21 protein-coding genes (1 of these 21 cut by a window edge) are annotated in these 20,789 nt (G+C 70.7%); 17 read left to right on the top strand and 4 right to left on the bottom strand.

Annotation, left to right across the window (positions count from 1 at the left end; translation table 11 throughout):
- Positions 1-6: 6 nt before the first annotated feature.
- From lpxD to AC6JA9_RS27980, 6 genes are all read left to right on the top strand, one after another.
- Positions 7-1,071, top strand: a complete 1,065-nt coding sequence (gene lpxD / locus AC6JA9_RS28005; protein WP_223745835.1) for a UDP-3-O-(3-hydroxymyristoyl)glucosamine N-acyltransferase — start codon at positions 7-9, stop codon at positions 1,069-1,071.
- Positions 1,071-1,538, top strand: a complete 468-nt coding sequence (fabZ, locus tag AC6JA9_RS28000) for a 3-hydroxyacyl-ACP dehydratase FabZ (protein WP_046714814.1) — start codon at positions 1,071-1,073, stop codon at positions 1,536-1,538. The genes lpxD and fabZ overlap by 1 nt, the downstream gene beginning before the upstream one ends.
- A 29-nt stretch (positions 1,539-1,567) precedes the next feature.
- Positions 1,568-2,344 carry an acyl-ACP--UDP-N-acetylglucosamine O-acyltransferase gene (gene lpxA / locus AC6JA9_RS27995; protein WP_046714813.1) on the top strand — a complete coding sequence of 259 codons (777 nt, stop codon included), beginning with the start codon at positions 1,568-1,570 and terminating at the stop codon, positions 2,342-2,344.
- 9 nt (positions 2,345-2,353) lie between these two features.
- Entirely contained in the window at positions 2,354-3,175 is an 822-nt protein-coding gene (locus AC6JA9_RS27990; protein WP_223745836.1) for an LpxI family protein, read from the top strand.
- A gap of 238 nt (positions 3,176-3,413) precedes the next feature.
- On the top strand, positions 3,414-4,439 hold the full coding sequence (locus tag AC6JA9_RS27985) for an OmpA family protein (protein ID WP_497958111.1): 1,026 nt from the start codon (positions 3,414-3,416) through the stop codon (positions 4,437-4,439).
- Between the two features lie 33 nt (positions 4,440-4,472).
- Positions 4,473-4,931: a hypothetical protein gene (locus tag AC6JA9_RS27980; protein WP_046714811.1), complete on the top strand. Its 459-nt coding sequence runs from the start codon at positions 4,473-4,475 to the stop codon at positions 4,929-4,931.
- A gap of 1 nt (position 4,932) precedes the next feature.
- Here the strand turns inward: AC6JA9_RS27980 and AC6JA9_RS27975 are convergent, their stop codons facing one another.
- From AC6JA9_RS27975 to lpxB, 3 genes are read right to left on the bottom strand one after another with little or no spacing between them, the layout of a single operon-like run.
- Positions 4,933-5,565, bottom strand: a complete 633-nt coding sequence (locus AC6JA9_RS27975) for a MarC family protein (protein ID WP_141331721.1) — start codon at positions 5,563-5,565, stop codon at positions 4,933-4,935.
- A 19-nt stretch (positions 5,566-5,584) separates the two neighbouring features.
- On the bottom strand, positions 5,585-6,289 hold the full coding sequence (locus tag AC6JA9_RS27970; RefSeq protein ID WP_046714810.1) for a polyprenol monophosphomannose synthase: 705 nt from the start codon (positions 6,287-6,289) through the stop codon (positions 5,585-5,587).
- 17 nt (positions 6,290-6,306) lie between these two features.
- Positions 6,307-7,458 carry a lipid-A-disaccharide synthase gene (gene lpxB / locus AC6JA9_RS27965; protein ID WP_267700337.1) on the bottom strand — a complete coding sequence of 384 codons (1,152 nt, stop codon included), beginning with the start codon at positions 7,456-7,458 and terminating at the stop codon, positions 6,307-6,309.
- A gap of 61 nt (positions 7,459-7,519) precedes the next feature.
- On the opposite strand from lpxB, the gene AC6JA9_RS27960 reads away from it, so the two are divergent.
- The 10 genes from AC6JA9_RS27960 (at position 7,520) to AC6JA9_RS27915 (ending at position 19,129) form a co-directional block, all read left to right on the top strand.
- Positions 7,520-9,403 (top strand): DUF4388 domain-containing protein, encoded by a 1,884-nt coding sequence (locus AC6JA9_RS27960; protein WP_223745839.1) that lies wholly within the window; start codon positions 7,520-7,522, stop codon positions 9,401-9,403.
- 4 nt (positions 9,404-9,407) lie between these two features.
- Positions 9,408-11,192, top strand: coding sequence for an ABC transporter ATP-binding protein (locus AC6JA9_RS27955; RefSeq protein ID WP_497958110.1), 1,785 nt, complete (start codon positions 9,408-9,410; stop codon positions 11,190-11,192).
- A gap of 544 nt (positions 11,193-11,736) precedes the next feature.
- Positions 11,737-12,906, top strand: coding sequence for a PHP domain-containing protein (locus AC6JA9_RS27950; protein WP_267700339.1), 1,170 nt, complete (start codon positions 11,737-11,739; stop codon positions 12,904-12,906).
- A gap of 21 nt (positions 12,907-12,927) precedes the next feature.
- Positions 12,928-14,211: a 3-deoxy-D-manno-octulosonic acid transferase gene (locus tag AC6JA9_RS27945; RefSeq protein ID WP_497958109.1), complete on the top strand. Its 1,284-nt coding sequence runs from the start codon at positions 12,928-12,930 to the stop codon at positions 14,209-14,211.
- Positions 14,208-15,215 (top strand): glycosyltransferase family 4 protein, encoded by a 1,008-nt coding sequence (locus tag AC6JA9_RS27940; protein WP_483578281.1) that lies wholly within the window; start codon positions 14,208-14,210, stop codon positions 15,213-15,215. The genes AC6JA9_RS27945 and AC6JA9_RS27940 overlap by 4 nt, the downstream gene beginning before the upstream one ends.
- A gap of 4 nt (positions 15,216-15,219) precedes the next feature.
- On the top strand, positions 15,220-16,254 hold the full coding sequence (locus tag AC6JA9_RS27935) for a glycosyltransferase (protein ID WP_497958108.1): 1,035 nt from the start codon (positions 15,220-15,222) through the stop codon (positions 16,252-16,254).
- Between the two features lie 55 nt (positions 16,255-16,309).
- Positions 16,310-17,413: a tetraacyldisaccharide 4'-kinase gene (lpxK, locus tag AC6JA9_RS27930; protein ID WP_497958107.1), complete on the top strand. Its 1,104-nt coding sequence runs from the start codon at positions 16,310-16,312 to the stop codon at positions 17,411-17,413.
- A gap of 31 nt (positions 17,414-17,444) precedes the next feature.
- The gene (locus tag AC6JA9_RS27925; protein WP_497958106.1) at positions 17,445-18,458 is read left to right on the top strand and encodes a bifunctional heptose 7-phosphate kinase/heptose 1-phosphate adenyltransferase; all 1,014 of its coding nucleotides are present in this window, start codon (positions 17,445-17,447) and stop codon (positions 18,456-18,458) included.
- A complete protein-coding gene (locus AC6JA9_RS27920) occupies positions 18,455-18,943 on the top strand; it encodes an adenylyltransferase/cytidyltransferase family protein (RefSeq protein WP_046714800.1) in 489 nt (162 codons plus the stop codon). Before AC6JA9_RS27925 ends, AC6JA9_RS27920 begins: the two co-directional genes overlap by 4 nt.
- A 3-nt stretch (positions 18,944-18,946) precedes the next feature.
- Positions 18,947-19,129, top strand: coding sequence for a Trm112 family protein (locus AC6JA9_RS27915; RefSeq protein ID WP_497958105.1), 183 nt, complete (start codon positions 18,947-18,949; stop codon positions 19,127-19,129).
- Here AC6JA9_RS27915 and AC6JA9_RS27910 read toward each other — a convergent pair.
- Complete coding sequence (locus AC6JA9_RS27910; protein WP_497958104.1) at positions 19,119-20,213, bottom strand: glycosyltransferase family 9 protein; 1,095 nt, start codon at positions 20,211-20,213, stop codon at positions 19,119-19,121. The genes AC6JA9_RS27915 and AC6JA9_RS27910 overlap by 11 nt on opposite strands.
- 83 nt (positions 20,214-20,296) lie before the next feature.
- Between AC6JA9_RS27910 and AC6JA9_RS27905 the strand changes: the two genes are divergently transcribed.
- On the top strand, positions 20,297-20,789 hold the 5' portion of the coding sequence (locus AC6JA9_RS27905) for a YicC/YloC family endoribonuclease (RefSeq protein ID WP_141331812.1). It continues 386 nt past the right edge of the window; the window shows 493 of its 879 coding nt (coding positions 1-493); it begins with the start codon at positions 20,297-20,299; the stop codon falls past the right edge of the window.

The raw sequence follows: 20,789 nt of genomic DNA, 5'->3' as shown, positions 1-20,789 counted from the left end.
GCTCCCGTGAAGACCTCTCCCGCACCCCGACGGCTCGGGGAGCTCGCCGCCCTCGTCGGTGGCGAGCTTCTCGGCGACCCTGAGCAGCTCATCCACGGACTCAACGGGCTCGAGGAAGCCGGCCCGGGAGACGTGTCCTTCTACGGAAACACGCGCTACCGCCGCCAGTTCGAGGCCTCCCGCGCCTCGGCCGTGCTGGTGGGCACCAGCGAGCCGGCCCGCGAGGGCGTGGCGCTGGTGCGCGTGTCCAATCCGCACCTGGCCTACGCGCGGCTCTTGCGCGTGTTCCACCCCGACGTGCGTCCCGCCCCCGGCATCCGCCCGGGCGCGTGGGTGCACCCGGAGGCCACCGTGCACCCGGAGGCCAGCGTGCTCGCCGGCGCGACGGTGGAGGCGGGCGCGAAGGTGGGCGCGCGCTCGGTGCTGTATCCCGGCGCCTACGTGGGCGAGCACGCCTCCGTCGGCGAGGACAGCGTGCTGCACCCCAACGTCACGGTGCGCGAGCGCTGTGTGGTGGGCTCGCGCGTCATCCTCCACGCCGGCAGCGTGGTGGGCGCGGACGGCTTCGGCTTCGCCTTCGACCCGGAAGGGGAAGACGGGCCCCAGCACTTCAAGATTCCCCAGGTCGGCATCGTCCGCATCGAGGACGACGTCGAGGTGGGCGCGTGCACCTGCATCGATCGCGCGACGGTGGGCGAGACGGTGGTGGGGCGCGGCACCAAGCTCGACAACCTGGTGCAGATCGCCCACAACGTCCGCGTGGGGCCGCTGGCGCTCATCTGCGCGCAGGCGGGCGTGTCCGGCTCGGCCGAGGTGGGCACCGGCGTGGTGCTCGCGGGCCAGGTGGGCGTGGTGGGCCACATCCGCGTGGGTGACCTCGCCAAGGTCGGCGCCCAGTCCGGCGTGGCCCATGACGTCCCGGACGGACAGATCGTGAGCGGCAGCCCGGCCATCCCCCACCGTGAGTGGCTCCGGGCCAGCGCGGCCTCGGGGCAGGTGGCGGACCTGCTCAAGGAAATGCGCGCCCTGCGCAAAAGGGTGGAGCAGCTCGAGAAGGAGAAGGGCCCGTGATGGACATCGGCGAAATCCAGAACCTGCTGCCGCACCGGTACCCGTTCCTCCTCATCGACCGGGTGGTGGAGATTGTTCCCGGCCAGCGCATCACCGCCTACAAGAACGTCACCATCAACGAGCCCTTCTTCAACGGCCACTTCCCCGGCCACCCGGTGATGCCCGGCGTGCTCATCCTGGAGGCGCTCGCCCAGGCCTCGGCCATCCTCGCGTACAAGAGCGAGAACATGGACCCGAGCCAGAAGGTGACCTACCTGATGGGCGTGGACGGGGCGCGCTTCCGCAAGCCGGTGGTGCCCGGAGACAGGCTGCAGCTGGGAATCGAAGTGCTGCGCCACAAGGGCGCCGTGTGGAAGACGAAGGGCACGGCGACGGTGGATGGCGTGAAGGTCGCCGAAGGCGAGTTCCTGGCCACGGTGGTGGACAAGGACAAGGGCGCGACGGCGGAAGAGGGCGCGGCGTCCTGACCGCGGGCCCGCGAGGTAGAGGAGACGACATGGCTCAGGTTCATCCCACCGCGGTGGTTCACCCCGATGCGCGTCTGCACGAGTCGGTCCACGTTGGACCGTACTCGGTCATCGGACCGCAGGTGACGATTGGCGAGGGCTCCCACGTGGGCCCTCACGTCGTCATCGAGGGCCGCACGACGCTCGGCGCGCGCAACCGCATCTTCCAGTTCGCCTCGGTGGGGGCGGACCCGCAGGACCTCAAGTACGCGGGGGAGGACACCGAGCTCACGCTCGGCGACGACAACCAGATTCGCGAGTTCGTCACCCTGCACAAGGGCACGGCGGGCGGCGGCGGCGCCACGCGCGTCGGCAACGGCAACCTCTTCATGGCCAACAGCCATGTCGCCCACGACTGCGTCGTCGGCGACGGGTGCCGCATCGGCAACGGGTCCGCGCTCGCGGGCCACGTGACGATGGAGGACCACGTCATCATCAGCGGCCTGGCGGCGGTGCATCAGTTCACCCGCCTGGGCCGCTTCGCCTTCATCTCCGGCGGTGCCATGGTCACCATGGACATCCCCCCGTACGCCACGGCGCAGGGAGACCGGGCGGAGCTGGTGGGGCTCAACACCGTGGGTCTGGAGCGCGGCGGGTTCACCAAGGACCAGATTGAGCGCATCAAGGAGGCCCACCGCATCCTGTTCCGCTCCAAGCTGGGGCTGCAGGAGGCGCTGGGGCGGCTGCGCACGGAGCTGGGCGGCCACCCGGAAGTGGACCACCTGGTGTCCTTCATCTCCCAGAGCAAGCGCGGCCTGACGCGCTAGGCTGTGGACATGGAGCACGCACCTCCGGACGGTCGCATCGGCCTCATCGCGGGCAACGGTCAGCTTCCCCTCTTGTTCGCGCGCGCCGCGCGGGCCCGGGGGCTGGAGGTGGTGGCCGTGGCCCACAAGGGCGAGACGAACCCGGCCCTGGCCTCGGAGGTGGGCTCGCTCACCTGGGTGCGGGTGGGGCAGGTCAACCGCATCCAGAAGGCCTTCGTCGCCGCGGGCGTGAAGCAGGCGGCCATGGCGGGCGGCATCGGCCGGGTGAAGGCCCTGTCCGAGGCCCGGCCGGACCTGGGCGCGGTGCGCATCATCTCCCGGCTGCGCAGCTTCCGGGATGATGCGCTGCTGCGCGCGGTGGCCGCGGACTTCGAGTCGCGCGGCATCACCATCATCGCCCCCACGGACTTCCTCGGGGAGGTGCTGTGCCCCGAGGGGCACCTGGCCGGCCCCGAGCTGAGCTCCACGCAGCAGCAGGACGTGGCGCTGGGGCGCGAGGTGGCGGCGTTGCTGGGGCAGGCGGACGTGGGCCAGACGGTGGTGGTGCACCAGGGCCACGTGCTGGCGCTCGAGGCCGTGGAGGGCACCGACGAGGCCATCCGCCGGGGCGGCAAGCTGGGCGGCGCGGGCGCGGTGGTCGTCAAGCGCTGCAAGCCGCAGCAGGACCTGCGCTTCGACCTGCCCGCCGCGGGGCCCCGCACGCTGGAGGTCATGAAGGAAGTGGGCGCCCGGGTGCTGGCGCTGGAGGCCGGGCGCACGGTGCTGCTGGACGCGCCGGAGCTCTTCGCCAACGCGCGCGCGGCGGGAATCACGCTCGTCGGCGTGCGGTAGCGGCCCCCTTCTCGCGCCCGGGCAGGAGAGGGCCTGGTGGCCGTCCCCCCGGCTGCCCTGAGGGGTGTGGCGCGCGGGAATGAATGTCGGCGCGCTTCTCGCGTCTGGCTCGCGAGGCGTTTCCACGCTCGCGAAGCATTTCCACGCGGGGGACACCGTCCTACCCTGGCGCGGAGGAATCCACCCATCCGGGTCGCTGTTGCACGGCGACCCGCGACGCCGGAGTCGACGCCGCGCCATGAATGCCCGCCTGGTTCTATTGCTCAGTCTTGTCGCCTCGACACCCCTGCCCGCGTTCGCCGACGCCATCCGCGTGTCCCTGGAGGGCCGGGCCGCGGTGGGCGAGAAGCTCCCGGCATTGCTCGTGCACATCGAGGAGCCCATCGCGGGCTTCGAGGTGAAGCTCAAACGCGACGACGGGAAGGTGGTCGACGTGAAGGGCGGCGGGAAGCCAGGCATGACCCGGCGTATCGAGCTGGAGCAGCCCGAGGGCCGCTTCCACTACGAGGGCGAGCTGGTGGTGCGCTTCGCCAACGCCGAGTCGGGCAGCCTGCCGTTGTCCTTCGACACGGAGCTCAACGGGCCGCTGCGCCTGGACGTGCGCCCGGAGGACGTGGACGTGCCGGGGCGCACGCTGCGCTTCCAGCTCTCGCGTCCCGCGAGCCGCGTGGAGCTCACCGTGCTGATGGACACGGGGAAGAAGGCCTTCGAGGGGGAGGTGGCCTTCAAGGGCGAGAAGGCGGGCACGCCGCTGTCATTGAGCTGGCCGGCCGCCGAGGGGAAGGTGATGAAGATTTCCCTCCGAGCCTTCGACACATCGGACTTCTACACGGGTGTGGACCTCTTCCCGTGGCGCGTGGACATTCCCCATGAAGAGGTGGGCTTCGCCTCGGGGCGCGCGGACATTCCCGCCGGCGAGCGAGGCAAGCTGGACAGGAGCCATGCGTTGATTGCGGAGGCGCTGGCGAAATACGGCCGCTTCGCGGCGGTTCGTCTGTACGTGCTGGGCCACACGGACACCGTGGGCGCTACGGCGGACAACCGCGAGCTGTCGCTCAAGCGCGCGCGCAGCATCGCCGCCGCCTTCCGTCAGCGAGGGCTGAAGGTCCCCATCTTCTACGAGGGTTTTGGCGAGGAGTCCCCCGCGGTGCGGACTCCGGACGAGACGGCGGAGGCTGCCAACCGCCGGGCGGAGTACATCATCGCGGTGGAGGACCCGGTGCTCGCCGGCGCTCCCTTCTCGCCGCGGTGGAGGAAGCTGTAGCGGACGGACGCAGTGACGAGGAGGTAGCAGCGGATGGACCGATTCCAACGGTGGACCTGGGGCGTGGTGGGGATGGCGCTCCTGGTGGGGGCGGGCTGCGCGCATCAGGCGCCGCTTGCCGTGCGGCGGGAGGTGGAGGCGGACAAGTGCAGCCTGGTTCAATCCGTGTTGAAGGAACCGACACCGTCACGGGTGGTGGAGGAGATCGCCGCCCAGGGCCGTCACGAGCCCACGCCGGTGCGCGTGTACGTGCGCCGCCCGGAGCAGTCCATGCTGGAGCGCTTCTTTGAAGGCGATGAGCCCCGCTGCGGCGACTCCACCTTCAAGGTGGTGCAGGACAGCGTGCTGGACGCCGTCGTCGTCTACCTCCAGGAGATTCGCGAGGGCTACGCGTACGACGCGCGCCGCGCGGGCCCGGACGAGCTCACCCTGGAGGGCAAGCCCCAGGGCACGCTGCGCCGCGCGGGCCCCACCTGGGTCGTTGGCAACTAGGTTACTTCAGCAATTCCTTGGCGCCGTCCGCGATGAACTGCACGGCGATGGCGGCCAGGATGAGCCCCATGACACGCTCGACGATGGCGACGCCGGACTGGCGCAGCACCCGCTGCACGAGCCCGGAGGCGCGCAGGATGAAGTAGCTGAAGACGAACGTCAGGAGGATGGCCGCCAGCACCGGAAGGGTGGAGGCCATCGAGTTGGAGTTGCCGCGAGCCATCAGCACCATGGCGGTGGCGATGGCTCCGGGCCCCGACAACAGCGGGATGGCGAGGGGGACGATGGCCACGTCCTCCTTCACCACGCCCTCCTGCTCCTCGGTGGGGGTGGTGCGTGTCTCGGACGGACGCGCGCGCAGCATGTCCAGCGCGGTGATGAGCAGGAGGATTCCGCCCGCCACGCGGAAGGCCCCCAGCGACACGCCGAACACCTTGAAGATGATGGTGCCGAACAGGGCGAAGAAGGTCATCAGCCCGCACGCCACCAGACACGCGCGCATCGCCGTGCGGCGTATCTTCTCCTTCGTGTCCCCGGCCGTCATGGCCAGGAACAGCGGCACCACGCCGATGGGGTCCACCACGAAGAAGACCGCCGGCAGGGCGACGAGGAATTGCGTCAGGTAGTCCTTCATCACCGCACGACCTTTGCGACTACACCGTGAGGCGCAGCTTCCACACCATGGTGAGCGCCTCGGCGAAAATCTTCTTGCTCATCTTCGAGTGCCCCACGCGGCGGTCCTCGAAGATGATGGGGACCTCACGCACGGTGAAGCCGTTCTTCAGCGTGCGGTAGGTGAGCTCGATCTGGAACGCGTACCCGGTGCTGTGTACGGCATCCAGGTCGAGGGTCTCCAGCACCCGGCGGTGGAAGCACTTGAAGCCGCCAGTCAAGTCCTGCACGCCCACGCCCAGGATGGTGCGGGCATAGAGGCTGCCGCCGCGGCTGATGACCTGGCGGCCCACGCCCCAGTTCACCGTGCCGCCGCCCGTGACGTAGCGGCTGCCGAGCACCAGGTCGGCGCCCGCCTCGGCCGCGTCCATCAACCCGGGCAGGTAGCGCGGGTCATGGCTGAAGTCCGCGTCCATCTCCAGGATGTACGTGTAGCCCTCCGCCAGGGCCCAGCGGAAGGCGGCGAGGTAGGCGCGACCCAGGCCCTCCTTCTTCTCGCGGTGGAGCACCCGCACGCGGGGCTCCTTGGCGGCGAGCTGGTCGGCGATGTGCCCCGTTCCGTCCGGCGAGTTGTCGTCGACGATGAGGATGTCGACGCGCGGGTCGGCCTTGAGCACCGCCAGGGTGATGGCCTCGATGTTTTCCCGCTCGTTGTAGGTGGGGATGCAGACCAGCGCTGGGTTCATGGCCGGGCCGACATACCCTAAATGGCGCGCGGGGGCAGTAGCTCCATGACGGTCTCCGCCGCCCGGGTGGCGGCCCCTGCCTCGCCCAGCCGCCCCCGGACCTCTCCCAGCCCCTGGAGCATCTCGTCCCGGGCGGCCCCCGGCAGCCACACCTTGCGGACCTCGTCGGCGATTCTCTCGGGGGTCATCTCCCCCTGGAGCAGCTCCGGCACCACGCGCCGCCCGGCCAGCAGGTTGACCAGGGACACGAAGGCCACCTTCAGCATCAGCCGGCCCACCCAGTACGAGATGAGGGACACCCGGTAGATGACGACGAGGGGGCGCTGCATCAGCCCCGCCTCCAGCACGGCGGTCCCGGAAGCGACCACCGCCGCGTCGCTGGCGCCGACCACCTCCGGGGCATGCCCGTCCACCAGCACCGGCGTCAGGCCGCTGCCCTCGAAGCGGGAGAGCACCTCCTCGCGGGGGATGGTGGGGGCCACGGGGACCACGACCTGGAGCCCGGGCCGCTCGGCGGACAGGCGGCGGGCCGCGTCCACCATGGACGGCAGCAGCCGGCGGATTTCGCTCATCCGGCTGCCCGGCAGGAGCGCGAGCGTGGGGGCCTCCCTGGCCAGGCCCAGGCGCTCCCGGAACGCGGTGGGGCTGTCGGGGGCGGGGACCTGCTCGACGACGGGGCTGCCCACGTAGCGGGCGGCGACGCCGGCTTCCCGGTAGAAGTCCTCCTCGAACGGGAGGATGCACAGCATCCGGTCCACCAGGCGTTTGATGGTGCGCACCCGGCCGCGGCGCCACGCCCAGATCATCGGCGAGATGTAATAGGCGACGGGGATGCCCTGGGCCTTGAGCTTCTCGGCCAGGCGCAGGTTGAAGTCCGGGATGTCGACGAGGATGGCGACGTCGGGGCGCCGCTCGGCGGCCGCGTTCGCCAGGCCCTTCATGATTTGGAGGATGCGAGGGATGCGGGGGAGCACCTCGGTGATGCCCATGACGGACACCTCGCGGGCGTCGAAGAGCAGCTCGACTCCCCGGGCGGCCAGGCGCGAGCCGCCCATGCCGAAGAAGGTGAGGTCCGGACGGCGGGCCTGGAGGGCGGCGACGAGCTCTGCGGCATGGGCGTCGCCGGAGGCCTCGCCTGCCACGACGAGGATTCGGGGCGGGGGCGTCATGTGAGGGGGGCGCATCGTACCCTGATGCAAGCCGGGGTGAAGGTGTAGACTGCGCCAACCCTTGAAGACGCTTCTGCTCGCCGAGAGCCATCCCCCCACGCTCGAGCACCTGACGGGCCTGCTCTCGCAGGCCGGGTACTCCGTGCGCGCGGTGAATGACCCCATCGCGGCGCTGGAGCACTTCGCGGCGGACAACCCGGATGTGATGGTGTTGTCGGTGGACCTGCCGCGCGTGGAGGGCTCGCACGTGGTGCAGCTCATCCGGGGGCACAGCCAGGGTGGGCGCGTGCCCATCGTCGCCATCGACAAGGGGCACCTGGGGCGGGCGCGGGGCGTGGGCTCGGTGTTGGACTTGAAGGTGAACGCGTACGTCGCGGACCCGCTCAAGCCCGGCGAGCTGGTGCCCCGGCTGGAGTCGCTCGTGCGCGCGGCGCAGGCGGTGCCGCTGTCGGGCCTGGCGTCCACGCTGTCGCGTCCGGCGGTGAACAGTGGCGAGCTGAAGGGCTATCCGCTGCCCGGCCTGCTGCACTCCATCCACCGGCTGCGTCGGGATGGGGTGCTGGTGGTGGCGCACCGGGGACTGAGTCGGCGGGTGTACTTCCTGCGCGGCGGGCCGGTGAGCTTCGACTCGACGGTGAAGGAGGACTCGCTGCCGCGCTACCTCGTGGAGCGCAAGCTCGCCACGCCCGCGCAGGCGGAGCAGGTGGTGGAGGCGCTGGGCTCGGGGCTGCGCATCGGCTCGGCGCTGGCGGACGCGGGCGTGGAGCTGGTGGGGGAGGAGTTGTCGCAGTTGTTGCGGGACTACACGCGCGACAAGCTGGCGCGGGTGCTGGGCATGCGCGAGGGCCGGTATGCCTTCTACTCCGGCGACGAGTTCACCGCGGAGGTGGCGTCGGTGGACCTGCCGCCGCTGGCGCAGATTCTCGAGGGCGCGCGGCGCACCTTTCCGCTGAAGGTGATGGCCGCGTCGCTGAAGGCGAACCTGGGGGAGTACCCGGTGCGCTCGCCCGAGTTCGGCCGTGATTTGCAGGCGATGGCGCTGGACACGGACGACATCAAGATCGCCATGCAGGTCAATGGCCGCATCGTGCTCAAGGAGCTGCTCGCGCATGGCCGCGGGGAGCTGAGCGCGGCGTACTCGCTCCTGTGGTTCCTGAAGCTGACGGGGGGCGTGACGTTCTCCCCGACGCCGGTGGCGACGGGGGCGGACGTGCTGTCGGCGGCGGTGGTGCCGGACCGGATTGGCCCGCGCAAGCGCAAGTCGTTGCCGGTGGAGACGGCGGCGTCGCTGCGCGAGGAGGCGGTGCGCATCATCACCCGCAGCTACTTCGGCAGCCTGGGGCTGGACATCGCGGCGGACGCGGAGGCGGTGGAGCGCGCGTACCACGAGACGGCGATGCGTTTTCACCCGGACACGTATGCCGAGTACGACATCTCGGACCTGAAGGACCTGCTGGACTCGGTGCAGGAGAAGCTGTCGGCGTCCTACCGGGTGTTGAGCGTGGAGGAGAAGCGCAAGGCGTACCTCCAGTACCTCTTCAGCAAGCTGGACGTGGGGCGCAACACGGCGGTGGTGGTGGACGCCGAGATTGCGCTGCGCCGGGGCGAGTCCGCGCTGAAGCGGCGGGACTTCCTGTCGGCGATGCACGCGTTCGAGGAGGCGGTGACGCTCAACCCTCGCGAGCCGGAGTACTACTCCTTCCTCGCCTGGGCGACGTACCAGGGGGCGGGCGGTCCGTTGGTTCAGCGTGCGCAGAAGGCGCAGAAGGTGTTGAAGAAGGCGTTGTCCCTGGGGCCGTACGTGGAGCGGCTGCACATCATCGCGGCCATCATCGACACGGACCTGGGGGATGCGCCGCTGGCGCGGAAGAAGCTGCTGAAGGTGCTGGAGTACAACCCGTACTCGCAGCTGGCCAAGGCGGCGTTGCGCAAGGTGGGACGGTAGGCAGATGGGGCGGACACTCTGGCGATTGTTGCGCTACGCGCGCCCGCATGCGGCGGTGCTCGTGGTGGCGTTCGTGTGCATGGCGTTCGTGGGCATCGCCACGGGGGCGTACGCGTACCTGACGGGCCCCGCGCTGCGCTTCCTGCTGTCGGGCGGCGAGGAGGGCTTCGGCGGAGCGAACCGGGTGCCGTGGCTCTCGGACCTGCCGCGTGACGCGGCGCTGTGGGGCTTCCCGCTGATGATGGTGGTGGTGGGCGCGGTGAAGGGCGTGGGGTACCTGGGCCAGTTCTACTTCATGGGCCTCTTCGCGCAGCGGGTGGTGAAGGACCTGCGGCGGGAGCTCTTCGTGAAGCTCACGTCGTTGTCGCCGGCGCAGCTCGCGCGTGAGCGGCAGGGAGACCTGCTCAGTCGGTTCTCGTCGGACGTCGCGGCGGTGGAGGCGGCGGCGATGTACACGGTGGGCTCGTACCTGCGGGACAGCCTGCAGGTCATCATCCTGGCGGGGGTGGCGTTGTCGATGAGCCCCCTGCTGGGGGGGCTGATGCTGGTGGTGATTCCGCTCGCGGCGCTGCCGGCGTCGCGGCTGACGCGCAAGGTGCTCAAGGGCACGCGCGAGGGGCAGACGCAGCTGGGGCATCTGGCGGGGCAGCTCCACGAGGGGCTCGGCGGACTGCGGACGATTCAGGCGTTCAACGGACAGGAGGCGGAGCTGGCGCGCTTCGCCTCGCACGCGAAGGCGCACGAGGAGGCGGTGGTCGGGGCGGCGTGGGCGCGAGGCGGGGTGCCCGGCATCATGGAGGTGCTGGCGGCGGCGGCGCTGGCGGGGGCGTTGGCCTTCGCGGCGAGCGCGAAGTTGATGGAGCCGGAGGCGCTGTTGTCGCTGCTGACGGCGGTCATCCTGGTGTACCAGCCGGTGAAGGACCTGGGCCGGGTGACGCAGTTCGCGATGCAGGCGGGGGCGGCGGGTGAGCGGCTCTTCGCATTGCTGGACCTGAAGCACCCGGTGCAGGACGCGCCGGATGCGGTGTCGGCGCCGCCCTTGTCCCAGTCGGTGCGCTTCGAGGACGTGAGCTTCGCGTATGGCGAGCGGCGCGCGCTCGAGGGCGTGACGCTGGAGCTGAAGGCGGGGCAGGTGACGGCGCTGGTGGGAGGCAGTGGTGGGGGCAAGAGCACGGTGACGTCGCTGCTCCTGCGCTTCGAGCGGCCCCAGTCCGGGAGGCTGTTGTTGGACGGCGTGGACATGGACCGGTACACGGCGGCGAGCCTGCGCGAGCAGTTGGCGTTGGTGACGCAGGAGCCGTTGTTGTTCCAGGGGACGGTGCTGGACAACCTTCGCTATGCGCGACCGGACGCCACGCGTGAGGAAGTGGAGGCGGCGGCGAAGGTGGCGAACGCGGACGGGTTCATCCGGGCGCTCCCCCAGGGCTACGACACGCGCATCGGCGAGCGCGGCGTGACGTTGAGCGGTGGTCAGCGGCAGCGGCTCTGCATCGCGAGGGCGGTGCTGGCGCGAGCGCGCGTGCTGGTCCTGGACGAGGCGACGAGCAGCCTGGACCCCGAGAGCGAGCGCGAGGTGCAGGCTGCGCTGGCGGCGGTGTTGCCGGGGCGCACGGCGCTGGTCATCGCGCACCGGTTGTCCACGGTGGTGAACGCGGACGTGCTCCACGTGATGGAGGCGGGGCGGGCGGTGGAGAGCGGCTCGCACGCGGAGCTGCTCGCGAGGGGCGGGCGTTACGCGGCGCTGTGGAAGATGCAGACGGAGGGCACCCTCGAGCGAGGCGCCGCGTGAAGCGCGGTCCCCTGGAGCCGAGGGCATGCCGTGAGACGCCTGTCCGGGAGTCACGGGTTCATGTCGGGTGGAGCGAAGTCCCGGCGTGCAGCGCACCCATGCGGCAAGACGCCTCTCGGGGCGGGGCTCGTCGTCGACGAACCAGGGTGGTTCGCTCGCCGTCGGACCGGGCGCTGGTGCGCCTGGGCAGGCCTTCGTGTGGCGGCATCCAGGCACAGGACCTGTCGCGGGACGCGGTGGTCTCCGCAGGAGCCGCGCCAATACGTCGGAGCGAGTGCTGGGCTGGCGCGCAGCGGTGCGGTCGGCCCGCGGATGGGGGCTGGCCGGAAGGCTCCTTCGTGCGCGCCACGCCTGTGCGGCGAAGCCGGGTCCCCGCGCCAGGAGTCGGGACTGAACGTGGTGGAGCGCCTGTTTCGGGGACGGCCGAGGTCCGGACAATGATGCTGGAGTCGTCACAGGCTTTGCCTCGGTGCGGCGCCAGGGGCGTTGCCCTCATCGTGACATCCATCGACGTCGTCCCTGCGCGACGTGGAGAAGAGGGGCGATGAGCCGACTTCGTGTGGCGCTCGGCAAGGGGCTTCGCGCACTGGTGGGCCTGTTGCTCCTCCTCCTGGGCCTCTGCGGTTTCTTCGCGCTCCCGGCCTCGTACACGACATACCCGGTGGTGCCCCCGAAGGAGGGCGAGCCGAGGTGGATTCGGGGCGCCTTCCACGTGCACACCACGCGCTCGGATGGACGAGGCAGTCCCCTCGACGTGGTGCTCGCGGCGAAGGCCGCGGGCCTCGACTTCGTGTTGTTGACGGACCACAACGACTTCACGCCGCCCGCGCCGACCTGGGGCGATGGCGTGCTGCTGATTCCCGGCGTTGAAATCTCGACGTCCGCGGGGCACCTGGTCGCGTTCGGCATGGAGCGCCCGCTGGAGGGCATGACGCGATGGATGCCCGCGGCGGATGCGGTGAGGGCAGTGGAGGCCGCGGGAGGCATGACGGTCCTCGCGCATCCGGTGCAGAAGAAGAACCCGTGGACGGACGAGCCGACCGCCCGTGAGGCAAAGGGGTTCGAGCTGTACTCGGCGGACACGTTCTTCCGTCACGCCATGCGCAATCCGGTGAGCCGGTTGCTGCCGGCCGTGGGCGCGTATCTCGCGAACCCGATGCATGGAGTGATGCTGCTCGTCGCGCCCGAGCCCGAGCCCGGCGAGCGCTTCATGGACCTCTCGCGGGAGCAGCCCAAGCGCTCCTTCTGCGCGCATGATGCGCATGGCCTGCCGTCGTACGAGTCCGTGTTCAGCTCGCTCGCGATGTACCTCCCGCCCGAGCAGCTCCCCTCGCCCCTGCCGAAGGATGCGAAGGTGGCCGCGGCGCTCGTGACGAGAGCGCTGCGAGGAGGCTCGGCGCTCTGTTCCTTCCGCGCGCTGGGGGAGCCCGAGGGCTTCGCCCTGGAGGGCGTGGACCCGGAGCAGCGCGAGGCCCGGGTGGGGGATGTCCTGAAGGTGCGCCTGCCGGGGTTGCCGGACGTGGACACGGTTCGGGTGCAGGTGTGGGGAGAAGGCCGACTGGGGGAGGACGGCACGTCGGTGGAGCTGACGGGGGAGGGGCTGGTGCGGGTGGAGGTCTGGGCGAAGGGGCCCGGACGCTTCTTCGGGTCCGAATGGCGACCTTGGATTGTTCCGAATCCCGTGCGTGTGCTGCCTCGGACCCCTGGCATCTGATAGAGGGCCGGGGAGCCGTCCATGCGACTCCTCTACATCCTCGCCACGTACCTGCTCTTCCCGCTGCTCCTCCCGGTGCTGTGTGTGCACCGGAAGACGCGTCATGGCCTGTGGCAGCGACTGGGGTTCTATTCCCCGGGCGCGTTGCCCGTGAGGGGCGATGGGCCCGTGGTGTGGCTGCACGGAGCGAGCGCGGGGGATCTGCTCGCGCTCTCCCCGATGTTCGCGCCGCTGCGAGCGCGCTTCCCGGGTTGCCAGCTCATCCTGTCGACGATGACGGACAGCGGACATGCGATGGCGACGGGGCGGCTGGCCAAGGACATCGATGGCGTCATCTACGTGCCGTATGACCTGTGGGGCGCGACGCGGCGGGCGATGAATGCGCTCCGGCCGGACATCCTGGTCCTCGAGTACACGGAGATCTGGCCCAACCTCATCCGCGCGGCGAAGCGCGGAGGGGCACGCGTGGTGATGACCAACGGCCGCTTCTCGCCTGCGAACGTGGGGCGCTACCGGGCGTTGTTCGGGCTCATCGGCAATCCGCTGAAGGACCTGGACCTGATGTTGATGCGCCACGAGGACGAAGCGGAGCGGGCGAGGAGTCTGGGCGCGCGTCCCGACTGGGTGATGGTGACGGGGAACACGAAGTTCGACTCCCTGGCCTCGGGGCCCGCGCCGGAGGACATCACGTTGCGCGAGGTCCTGGGGCTGCCGGTGGGCGCGCCCGTGTGGATTGCCGGAAGCACTCACGAGGGGGAGGAGGAGGCGCTGCTGGGAGTCTACCGGCGCCTGCTCGCGAAGTGGCCGGAGCTGCGGCTGGTGATTGCGCCCAGGTACGTGGACCGCGCGGCGCGGGTGGTGACGCTCGCGCGGGACGCGGGGCTGAGCGTGGGGCTGCGCTCGAAGGGCAACCCCGAGCGAGGGCAGGTGGTGGTGTTGGACACCATCGGCGAGTTGTCGCGGGCCTACCGACTGGGGACGGTGGTCTTCGTCGGAGGCTCGTTCACGAAGCGCGGTGGCCAGAACATCCTGGAGCCGGCGGGGCAGGGCAAGCCGGTGTTGTTCGGGCCGCACATGGACAACTTCCGGGACAGTGTGGCGGTGTTGTCGGAGCACGGAGGCATCCAGGTGGCGGACGCGGAGGAGCTGCACGCGAGGCTCGCGGAGCTGTTGGAGGACCCGAGGCGAATCGATGAGCTCGGGGCCCGGGCCCTGGAGACGGTGGGCCGGATCTCCGGCGCGAGCGAGCGCAACGCCGAGGCGATGCTGTCGCTCTTCCCGCACGGAAGGGCGGAGCCGCGATGACGCTCATCATCCACCCGCATTTCCACAACCGGTACACGGGCGTCACGCGTCACGTCGAGTCGGTGGTGCCGGCGCTGGTGAAGGACTCGGGCTCGGAGACGCGGGTCATCGGCTCGGGCCTGAGCGAGGGCTTGCCGCGCATCACGTGGCCGGAGTTGCTGCGCAGGGCGCGCTCGGAGCCGGTGGTATGGCACGCGCATCGGAACAACGAGCTGCTCGCGGGGATGCTGTTGAAGCTGGTGGGCCGCCAGGTGCGGTTGGTGTTCACGCGGCACACGTCGATGGCGCCCAGTGGTTTCACGCGCTTCATCGCGCGGGGCGCGGACGCGCTGGTGTCGTTGACGAAGCAGGTGGCGGACGTCATCGCGTTGCCGTCGACGGTCATCTCGCACGGCATCGACCTGACGCGCTTCCATCCACCCGAGGACCGACAGAAGGCCTGGGAGCGACTGGGGCAGGGTGGGCGCCTGGGAATCGGCGTCATCGGTCGCATCCGGAAGGAGAAGGGGCAGGGCGACTTCCTGGATGCGGTGCGTCCGCTGCTACCCGAGCACCCCGAGTGGCAGGGCGTGCTGGTGGGCCTGGCGAAGGGCGCGGATCTGGACTGGGTGAACGGCCTGCGCGCCGGCATCGAGGATCGGGTGACGCTGGCCGGAGAGCAGTCGGTCATCGAGCCCTGGTACCAGGGGCTCACGGTGCTGGTGCACCCGTCCTACGCGGAGGGGTATTCGCTGGTGCACGTGGAGGCGATGGCGTCGGGTTGCTGTGTGGTGGCATCGAAGCTGCCGTACCTGGACACGCTCATCGAGCATGGCCGCACGGGCTTCTTCTTCGAGCCGGGAGACGTGAAGGCGCTGCGGGAGCTCCTCGACATGTTGATGCGGGAGCCGGAGCGGGCGCGGCAGGTGGGGCGCAACGCGGCCGAGGAGGCACGTCGGCGGTGTGGCGTGGAGCATGAGGCGCACGCGCTGGAGGCGCTGTACCGCACGCTGGTGAGGCGCTGAGCGGATGCGCATCCTTCACCTGCTCGCGAGCCCGTTCTTCAGTGGACCCGCGGAGAACGTCGCGCTGCTGGCCCGAGCGCAGCGGGAGGCGGGGCACGAGGTGACGGTGGCGGTGGACCGTCGTCGCAAGGACGTGCCGGCGGAGGAGCCCGCGGTGCCGCGCTTCCAGGAACTCGGCCTGTTGGACGAAGGCGGCCTGGAGTTGTCCGTGAAGTCGCCGCCGTGGCGCATGTGGAGCGACTCGCGGCGTCTGCGCGCGCGGCAGGTGGACGTGGTGCATTCGCACTTCAGTCACGACCACTTCCTCGCGAGGTGGGGACGTCCCCGAGGCGCGGTGCTGGTGCGCTCGCTGCATGCGCCCCGTTCGCTGCGCTCCTCGTTGCCCGCGGCGGACGCGTACACGGTTCCGGCGAGCGCGCTGTTGCCGAGGCTGTTGGAGCGAGGGAAGCGAGCCCGGGTGCTCCCGGCGCTGGTGGACCCGAGGTTCCGGCCCGAAGCGGACCGCGAGTCGCTCCGGCGCGAGCTGGGGCTCATGGGCGGACCGCTGGTGGGAATGGTCTCCACGTTCCAGCCTTCGAGGCGCCATGCGGTTGGCGTGGAGGCCTTCGCGAAATACCGCCAGCACCATCCTCACGCGCGCTTCATCCTCGTGGGTGACGGAGCGTTGCTGGAGGCGACGCGCCATCAGGTGGCTGCGCTGGGATTGACGGACGCGGTGACCTTCGCGGGCTATCAGCAGGGCGCGGCCTTCGCGCGCTGGCTCAAGGCGCTGGATGAGGTCTGGCTGCTGGGCTTGGGGAATGACTGGAGCGCGAGGGCCGCGGCCCAGGCGCGAGCGTGTGGTGTCCGAGTGGTCGCGGTGGACGAAGGCGCATTGCCGGACCTGGCGGATGCGCGAGTGGCCGAGCCCACGCCCGAAGCCGTCGTGACGGCGGCGCTCTCGGGAGTGCTCGCGCCGGTGGCCCATCCGACGAACGCGCGCATCGCCGCCGATGTGCTCGCCATGTACGCCGAGGCGGCCAACGGGGCTCCTCGATGAGGTCCATGTCGGACGTCGAGCCCAGCGCGCTCCGGGCGATGGGAGCCCGTCGGTCTTGAGTCCTCCCGCCTCCGAGTCGCCCACCGCCATCGAGCGGGTCTTCTACCCACCGTCACCGGAGGACTGGGGCCGCAGGGCGTTGCTGTCTCCGCTGACGGCGTTGTCGTGGAGCTACGCCGCGGCGGTGCAACTGCGAAGAGCCCTGTACGACAAGGGGCTGCTGCGAGCCGAGCGTGTCGAGGGACTCCGAGTCCTCTCCGTGGGCAACCTCAACGTGGGCGGAACGGGCAAGACGCCCGCGGTGCTGTACCTGGCGGAGCAGCTCGTCCGGGCGGGGCGCAAGGTCGGCATCCTCACGAGAGGTTACGGTCGGCGCTCACGGGAGCCGCTGACCTTCACGGGAGCACAGCCTCTCCCCTCGGTGGAGGACGCGGGAGACGAGCCGCTGTTGCTCGCGACGCGATGTCCGAGCGTGAGGCTCTTCGTGAATCCCGACCGGGTCGCCAGTGCGCTGCGAGCACGGGACGAGTTCGGCCTGGACACGGTGTTGCTCGACGATGGCTTTCAACACCGTCGCCTCGCGCGGGACGAGGACCTGGTGGTGGTGGACGAGGCGGTGGGGCTGGGCAATGGCCACATGCTTCCGCGAGGTCCGCTGCGTGAGCCCGCTTCATCGATTCGACGCGCCACGCTGCTCTGGGTGCGCACGTCCGCGGCGGCCGTGGGTGAGCCCCCAGCGGTGAGCCTTCCGCGAGAAGCCGAGTCGATTCCCCGGGTGCGAGCGCGCTATGGGCCCTCGGCATGGGTGGACCCGGAGGGCATGTCGCATCCACCGGAGCGCCTGAGAGGGCAGGGCGTGTTGGCGCTGGCGGGGCTTGGCCGGCCGGGGGGCTTCCTGAAGACCCTGAGGACGCTGGGGGTGGAGGTCGTCGACGCGGCGCTGTTCCCGGACCATCACCGCTTCACTGCCGAGGAGCTGGAGGACGTGGTCCAGCGGGCGGCGCGTCGCGGCGTGATGGTGACGACGACGGAGAAGGACGCGGTGCGGCTGCCTCCCGGGTTCGAGGCGTGGAAGGTGCGGTTGGGGGTGGAGGTGCTGGAGGGAGCGGCCCACCTGTATCGGGCGCTCGGGCTGGCGGGCGCGTCAGGCGACTTGTGAGACGAGGGGGGCTGTGGGACAAACCGCCGCCATGGCCGCGGTCTCGCCCGTTCGCTCCTCGCCCTTGCCCTCTCGCCTGCCGCTCGCGTTCTCGCGTCGTCGCGTGCTGCTGGTCGGGGACCTCGTCGCAGACCACTACATCTACGGACAGACGGACCGGGTGAGCCGCGAGGCGCCCGTGCTCATCGTCCGCTACGAGTCCGCGGAGGTGAAGCTGGGCGGAGGCGCGAATGTCGCGGCCAACGTCCGCGCCTTGACGGGCCAGGTGACGGCCGTCGGTGTGCTCGGCGCGGACGAGATGGGCGGCGAGCTGCGCCACCTGTTCTCCGAGGCCGGCGTCCGACTGCACGCGGTGGGCGGTCGAGACATCGCGACGGAGACGAAGACGCGCATCCTGGCCGGTGGCCTGAGCACCACGCGGCAGCAGATGCTGCGCCTGGACCGGGGACAGCGCTCGGAGTTGCCGCCCCGGGTGCGCAAGGCCCTGGCCCGTCACGTGGAGCAGGCCGCTCGGGACGCGGACGCGGTGGTCGTCTCGGACTACGGCGCGGGGGTGCTGAACGACGAGGTGCGAGGTGTGCTCCGCAAGCTCGCGGCGGATGGGCTGCCGGTGTGCGTGGACAGTCGCTATGCGCTCGCGTCGTTCTCGGGCCTGACGGTGTGCAAGCCCAACGAGCCCGAGCTGGAGGCGCTCGCGGGCCGGCCCGTGCGCTCGGAGCAGGACCTGCTCCTGGCCGGGAAGGAAGCGGTGCGCCGGCTGGGGTGTCGTGCGTTGCTGGTGACGCGGGGCCGCCACGGCATGGCGCTCTTCGACGCGGACGGCGGCGTGGACCTCATCCCGGTGCACGGCGCGAAGGCCGCGGTGGACGTGACGGGCGCAGGCGACACGGTGATTGCGACCTTCTCGCTGGCCGTCGCGGCTGGAGCTTCGTTCGGCGAGGCGGCGAGGCTGGCGAACGTGGCTGGCTCCATGGTGGTGCAGAAGCCGGGGACCGCGACGGTGTCCCGGGATGAGCTGCTGGCGGAGCTGCGGAGCTCGCGATGAGCACCTTGGAGAAGATTCAGTCGCTCGAGCAGGTGGCCGAGGCGAGGGCCCGCTGGAAGCAGGAGGGCCGCACGGTGGCGCTCGCCAACGGTGTGTTCGACCTGCTGCACGTGGGCCACGTGCGCTACCTGGAGGGCGCGCGCGAGCTGGCGGACGTGCTGGTGGTGGCGGTGAACTCGGACGCCTCGACGCGCGCGTACAAGGGGCCTGGCAGGCCGCACATCCCGGAGAACGAGCGCGCGGAGCTGGTCGCCGCCCTCGCGTGCACGGACCGGGTCATCGTCTTCGACGAGCCGAACGTGCGCGGCATCATCCGGGTGTTGAAGCCGGACGTGCATGTGAAGGGCACGGACTACACGCCCGACAGCATCCCCGAGGGTGACGAGGTCCGTGCCTACGGTGGCCGCACCGCGGTGTCGGGCGACCCGAAGAACCACAGCACCACGGAGCTGGCGCGTCGGCTCGGGCGTGAGGACGCGAAGTAGCCCATGGATGCCCCGCTCCTGGCGGTGCTGGGCTGCCCCCGATGCAAGGGGGCGCTCGTCGTCCTGGGGACTGGCGCCACGGAGCGGCTCCACTGCGCGGCCTGCCGTGCCTCGTGGCCGGTGAAGGACGGCGTGCCGCAGCTGCTTCCCGAGCTGATGACTCGCGAGGACGCGCCTAAGGGGTGAGCTTCGCGGCGAAGGACCGCGCCTCTTCGGCGGCGCGAGCCTCGAGCCCCTGTCCTCCCGCGCCATCGACGATGGACGTGAGGTCGACCATGCGGTGTGGGCCATAGGCGTGGCCCCAGCGCTCCATGTCCATCCGGAGGAAGAACGCCAACGTCGGCGCACCCACGGCGACGGACAGGTGCATGGGCCCGGTGTTGTTGCACACGGTGAGGCCGGCGGCGCGCATGAGGGCCGCGAGCTCATCCAGGTTGGTGGGAGGCGCCAGTCGGGCCCCGGGCGCGCCAACGAGCACGGCCTTCGCCAGCTCCTCCTCTCCGGGCCCCCACGTCACGATGGGCGTGCGGCCCGCCTCCAGCAACGCCCGTGCGGCGGCGGCGAAGGCCTCCGGAGGGATGCGACGGGGGCCCAGCCGGCCGCCGGGGTTGATGACCGCGCACGGCATGGAGGCGTCCTCTTCCAGGAACGTGCGGAAGGAGTCGCGGATGTACGGCTCCCGGAAGGACAGCTCCCGGGCCAGCTCGTTGCCGGCCACGGGGGAGAGCAGGTGGGTGCGCTGGACGGCCTCGCTGCGGGTATCGGGCCGCGCGGGAACGGAGAGCGAGTGCAGGTACGTCACGGGCCAGACCTTGGGGCCGACGACCACGGCGCGAGGCGCGGCCAGTCGCGACACCAGCGCGCTCGTCACGGACGGGGCCTCCCAGTTGGCGCAGTCGACCACCAGGTCGTAGTTCGCCTGACGCAGGGAGCGGATGCCGGGGGCCAGGGGACCGGCCCAGATGTGGCGACGGTCGAAGGCGATGACCTGGTCCGCGTCGGGGTGGTTGGCGAGGACCCGGGCCACCTTGGCGTGGACCAGGACGTGGACCTCGGGCGCGGGATGGACCTGGGCCTTGAGGGCGCGCAGCAGGGGGGTGGTGAGGAGGGCCTCGCCCACGCGGTTGTCGGGCCGCACGAGCAGCACCTTCCGGGGGACGGGGAGAGACTTTCCGGGGCGCAGCTTGCGGCCGGGGCGCCAGAACAGCAGGGACGCCACGAGCGCGAGTGCCAGCTTCGCCCATAACTCGAGCCGCTTGTGCCAGGACATCGCGGCGCGGACCCTACACAGAACTGAAAGGCGTGCAAGCACGCTGCTTGACCTGCGGGCGGAAAGCCCCTAGCAACCGCCCAATGCTGAAGAGCATGACCGGGTTTGGCGCGGGCCGCGCGCGCGTGGGAGACGAAGAGGTCTCCGTGGAGCTGCGCTCGCTCAATCACAAGTTCTGCGAGGTGAAGGCGCGACTGCCGCGCGAGCTCGCCTCCCTGGAGCCGCTCGTCACGAAGCAGGTGAAGGACCGGCTGGCGCGTGGCTCGGTGGAGCTGCTGGTGAAGCGGCAGTCCTCCACGGCCTCGGGCACCGTGCCCACGGTGGACCTCAACCTGGCGCGCGAGTACCTGCGCACCTTCCGGGAGCTGGCCAAGGAGCTGGGCCTCTCCCAGGACGTCACCTGGTCCCAGGTGGCCAACCAGCAGGGCGTGGTCCGCCTGGAGGAGAAGGGCGTCGACCTGGAGTCCGCGACGCCCGCGGTGACGGCGGCGCTGGACCAGGCGCTCGGGGCCTTGGAGAAGATGCGGCTCGTCGAGGGGGAGGCCATCCACGCCGACCTCGATGCGCGCATGAAGC

The organism is Myxococcus sp. MH1 (genome assembly GCF_059738865.1).
This window is presented reverse-complemented; position numbering and strand designations above follow the sequence as displayed.

Excerpts from the sequence above, each read along its gene's own strand:
- AC6JA9_RS27950 (WP_267700339.1), top strand. The coding sequence starts at position 11,737 with ATGAGCCGACTTCGTGTGGCGCTCGGCAAGGGGCTTCGCGCACTGGTG.
- AC6JA9_RS27920 (WP_046714800.1), top strand. The coding sequence starts at position 18,455 with ATGAGCACCTTGGAGAAGATTCAGTCGCTCGAGCAGGTGGCCGAGGCG.
- AC6JA9_RS27945 (WP_497958109.1), top strand. The coding sequence starts at position 12,928 with ATGCGACTCCTCTACATCCTCGCCACGTACCTGCTCTTCCCGCTGCTC.
- fabZ (WP_046714814.1), top strand. The coding sequence starts at position 1,071 with ATGGACATCGGCGAAATCCAGAACCTGCTGCCGCACCGGTACCCGTTC.
- AC6JA9_RS27970 (WP_046714810.1), bottom strand. The coding sequence starts at position 6,289 with ATGAACCCAGCGCTGGTCTGCATCCCCACCTACAACGAGCGGGAAAAC.
- AC6JA9_RS27990 (WP_223745836.1), top strand. The coding sequence starts at position 2,354 with ATGGAGCACGCACCTCCGGACGGTCGCATCGGCCTCATCGCGGGCAAC.
- AC6JA9_RS27985 (WP_497958111.1), top strand. The coding sequence starts at position 3,414 with ATGAATGCCCGCCTGGTTCTATTGCTCAGTCTTGTCGCCTCGACACCC.
- AC6JA9_RS27910 (WP_497958104.1), bottom strand. The coding sequence starts at position 20,213 with ATGTCCTGGCACAAGCGGCTCGAGTTATGGGCGAAGCTGGCACTCGCG.
- AC6JA9_RS27980 (WP_046714811.1), top strand. The coding sequence starts at position 4,473 with ATGGACCGATTCCAACGGTGGACCTGGGGCGTGGTGGGGATGGCGCTC.
- lpxB (WP_267700337.1), bottom strand. The coding sequence starts at position 7,458 with ATGACGCCCCCGCCCCGAATCCTCGTCGTGGCAGGCGAGGCCTCCGGC.
- AC6JA9_RS27940 (WP_483578281.1), top strand. The coding sequence starts at position 14,208 with ATGACGCTCATCATCCACCCGCATTTCCACAACCGGTACACGGGCGTC.
- lpxA (WP_046714813.1), top strand. The coding sequence starts at position 1,568 with ATGGCTCAGGTTCATCCCACCGCGGTGGTTCACCCCGATGCGCGTCTG.
- AC6JA9_RS27975 (WP_141331721.1), bottom strand. The coding sequence starts at position 5,565 with ATGAAGGACTACCTGACGCAATTCCTCGTCGCCCTGCCGGCGGTCTTC.
- AC6JA9_RS27955 (WP_497958110.1), top strand. The coding sequence starts at position 9,408 with ATGGGGCGGACACTCTGGCGATTGTTGCGCTACGCGCGCCCGCATGCG.
- AC6JA9_RS27935 (WP_497958108.1), top strand. The coding sequence starts at position 15,220 with ATGCGCATCCTTCACCTGCTCGCGAGCCCGTTCTTCAGTGGACCCGCG.
- AC6JA9_RS27925 (WP_497958106.1), top strand. The coding sequence starts at position 17,445 with ATGGCCGCGGTCTCGCCCGTTCGCTCCTCGCCCTTGCCCTCTCGCCTG.
- AC6JA9_RS27915 (WP_497958105.1), top strand. The coding sequence starts at position 18,947 with ATGGATGCCCCGCTCCTGGCGGTGCTGGGCTGCCCCCGATGCAAGGGG.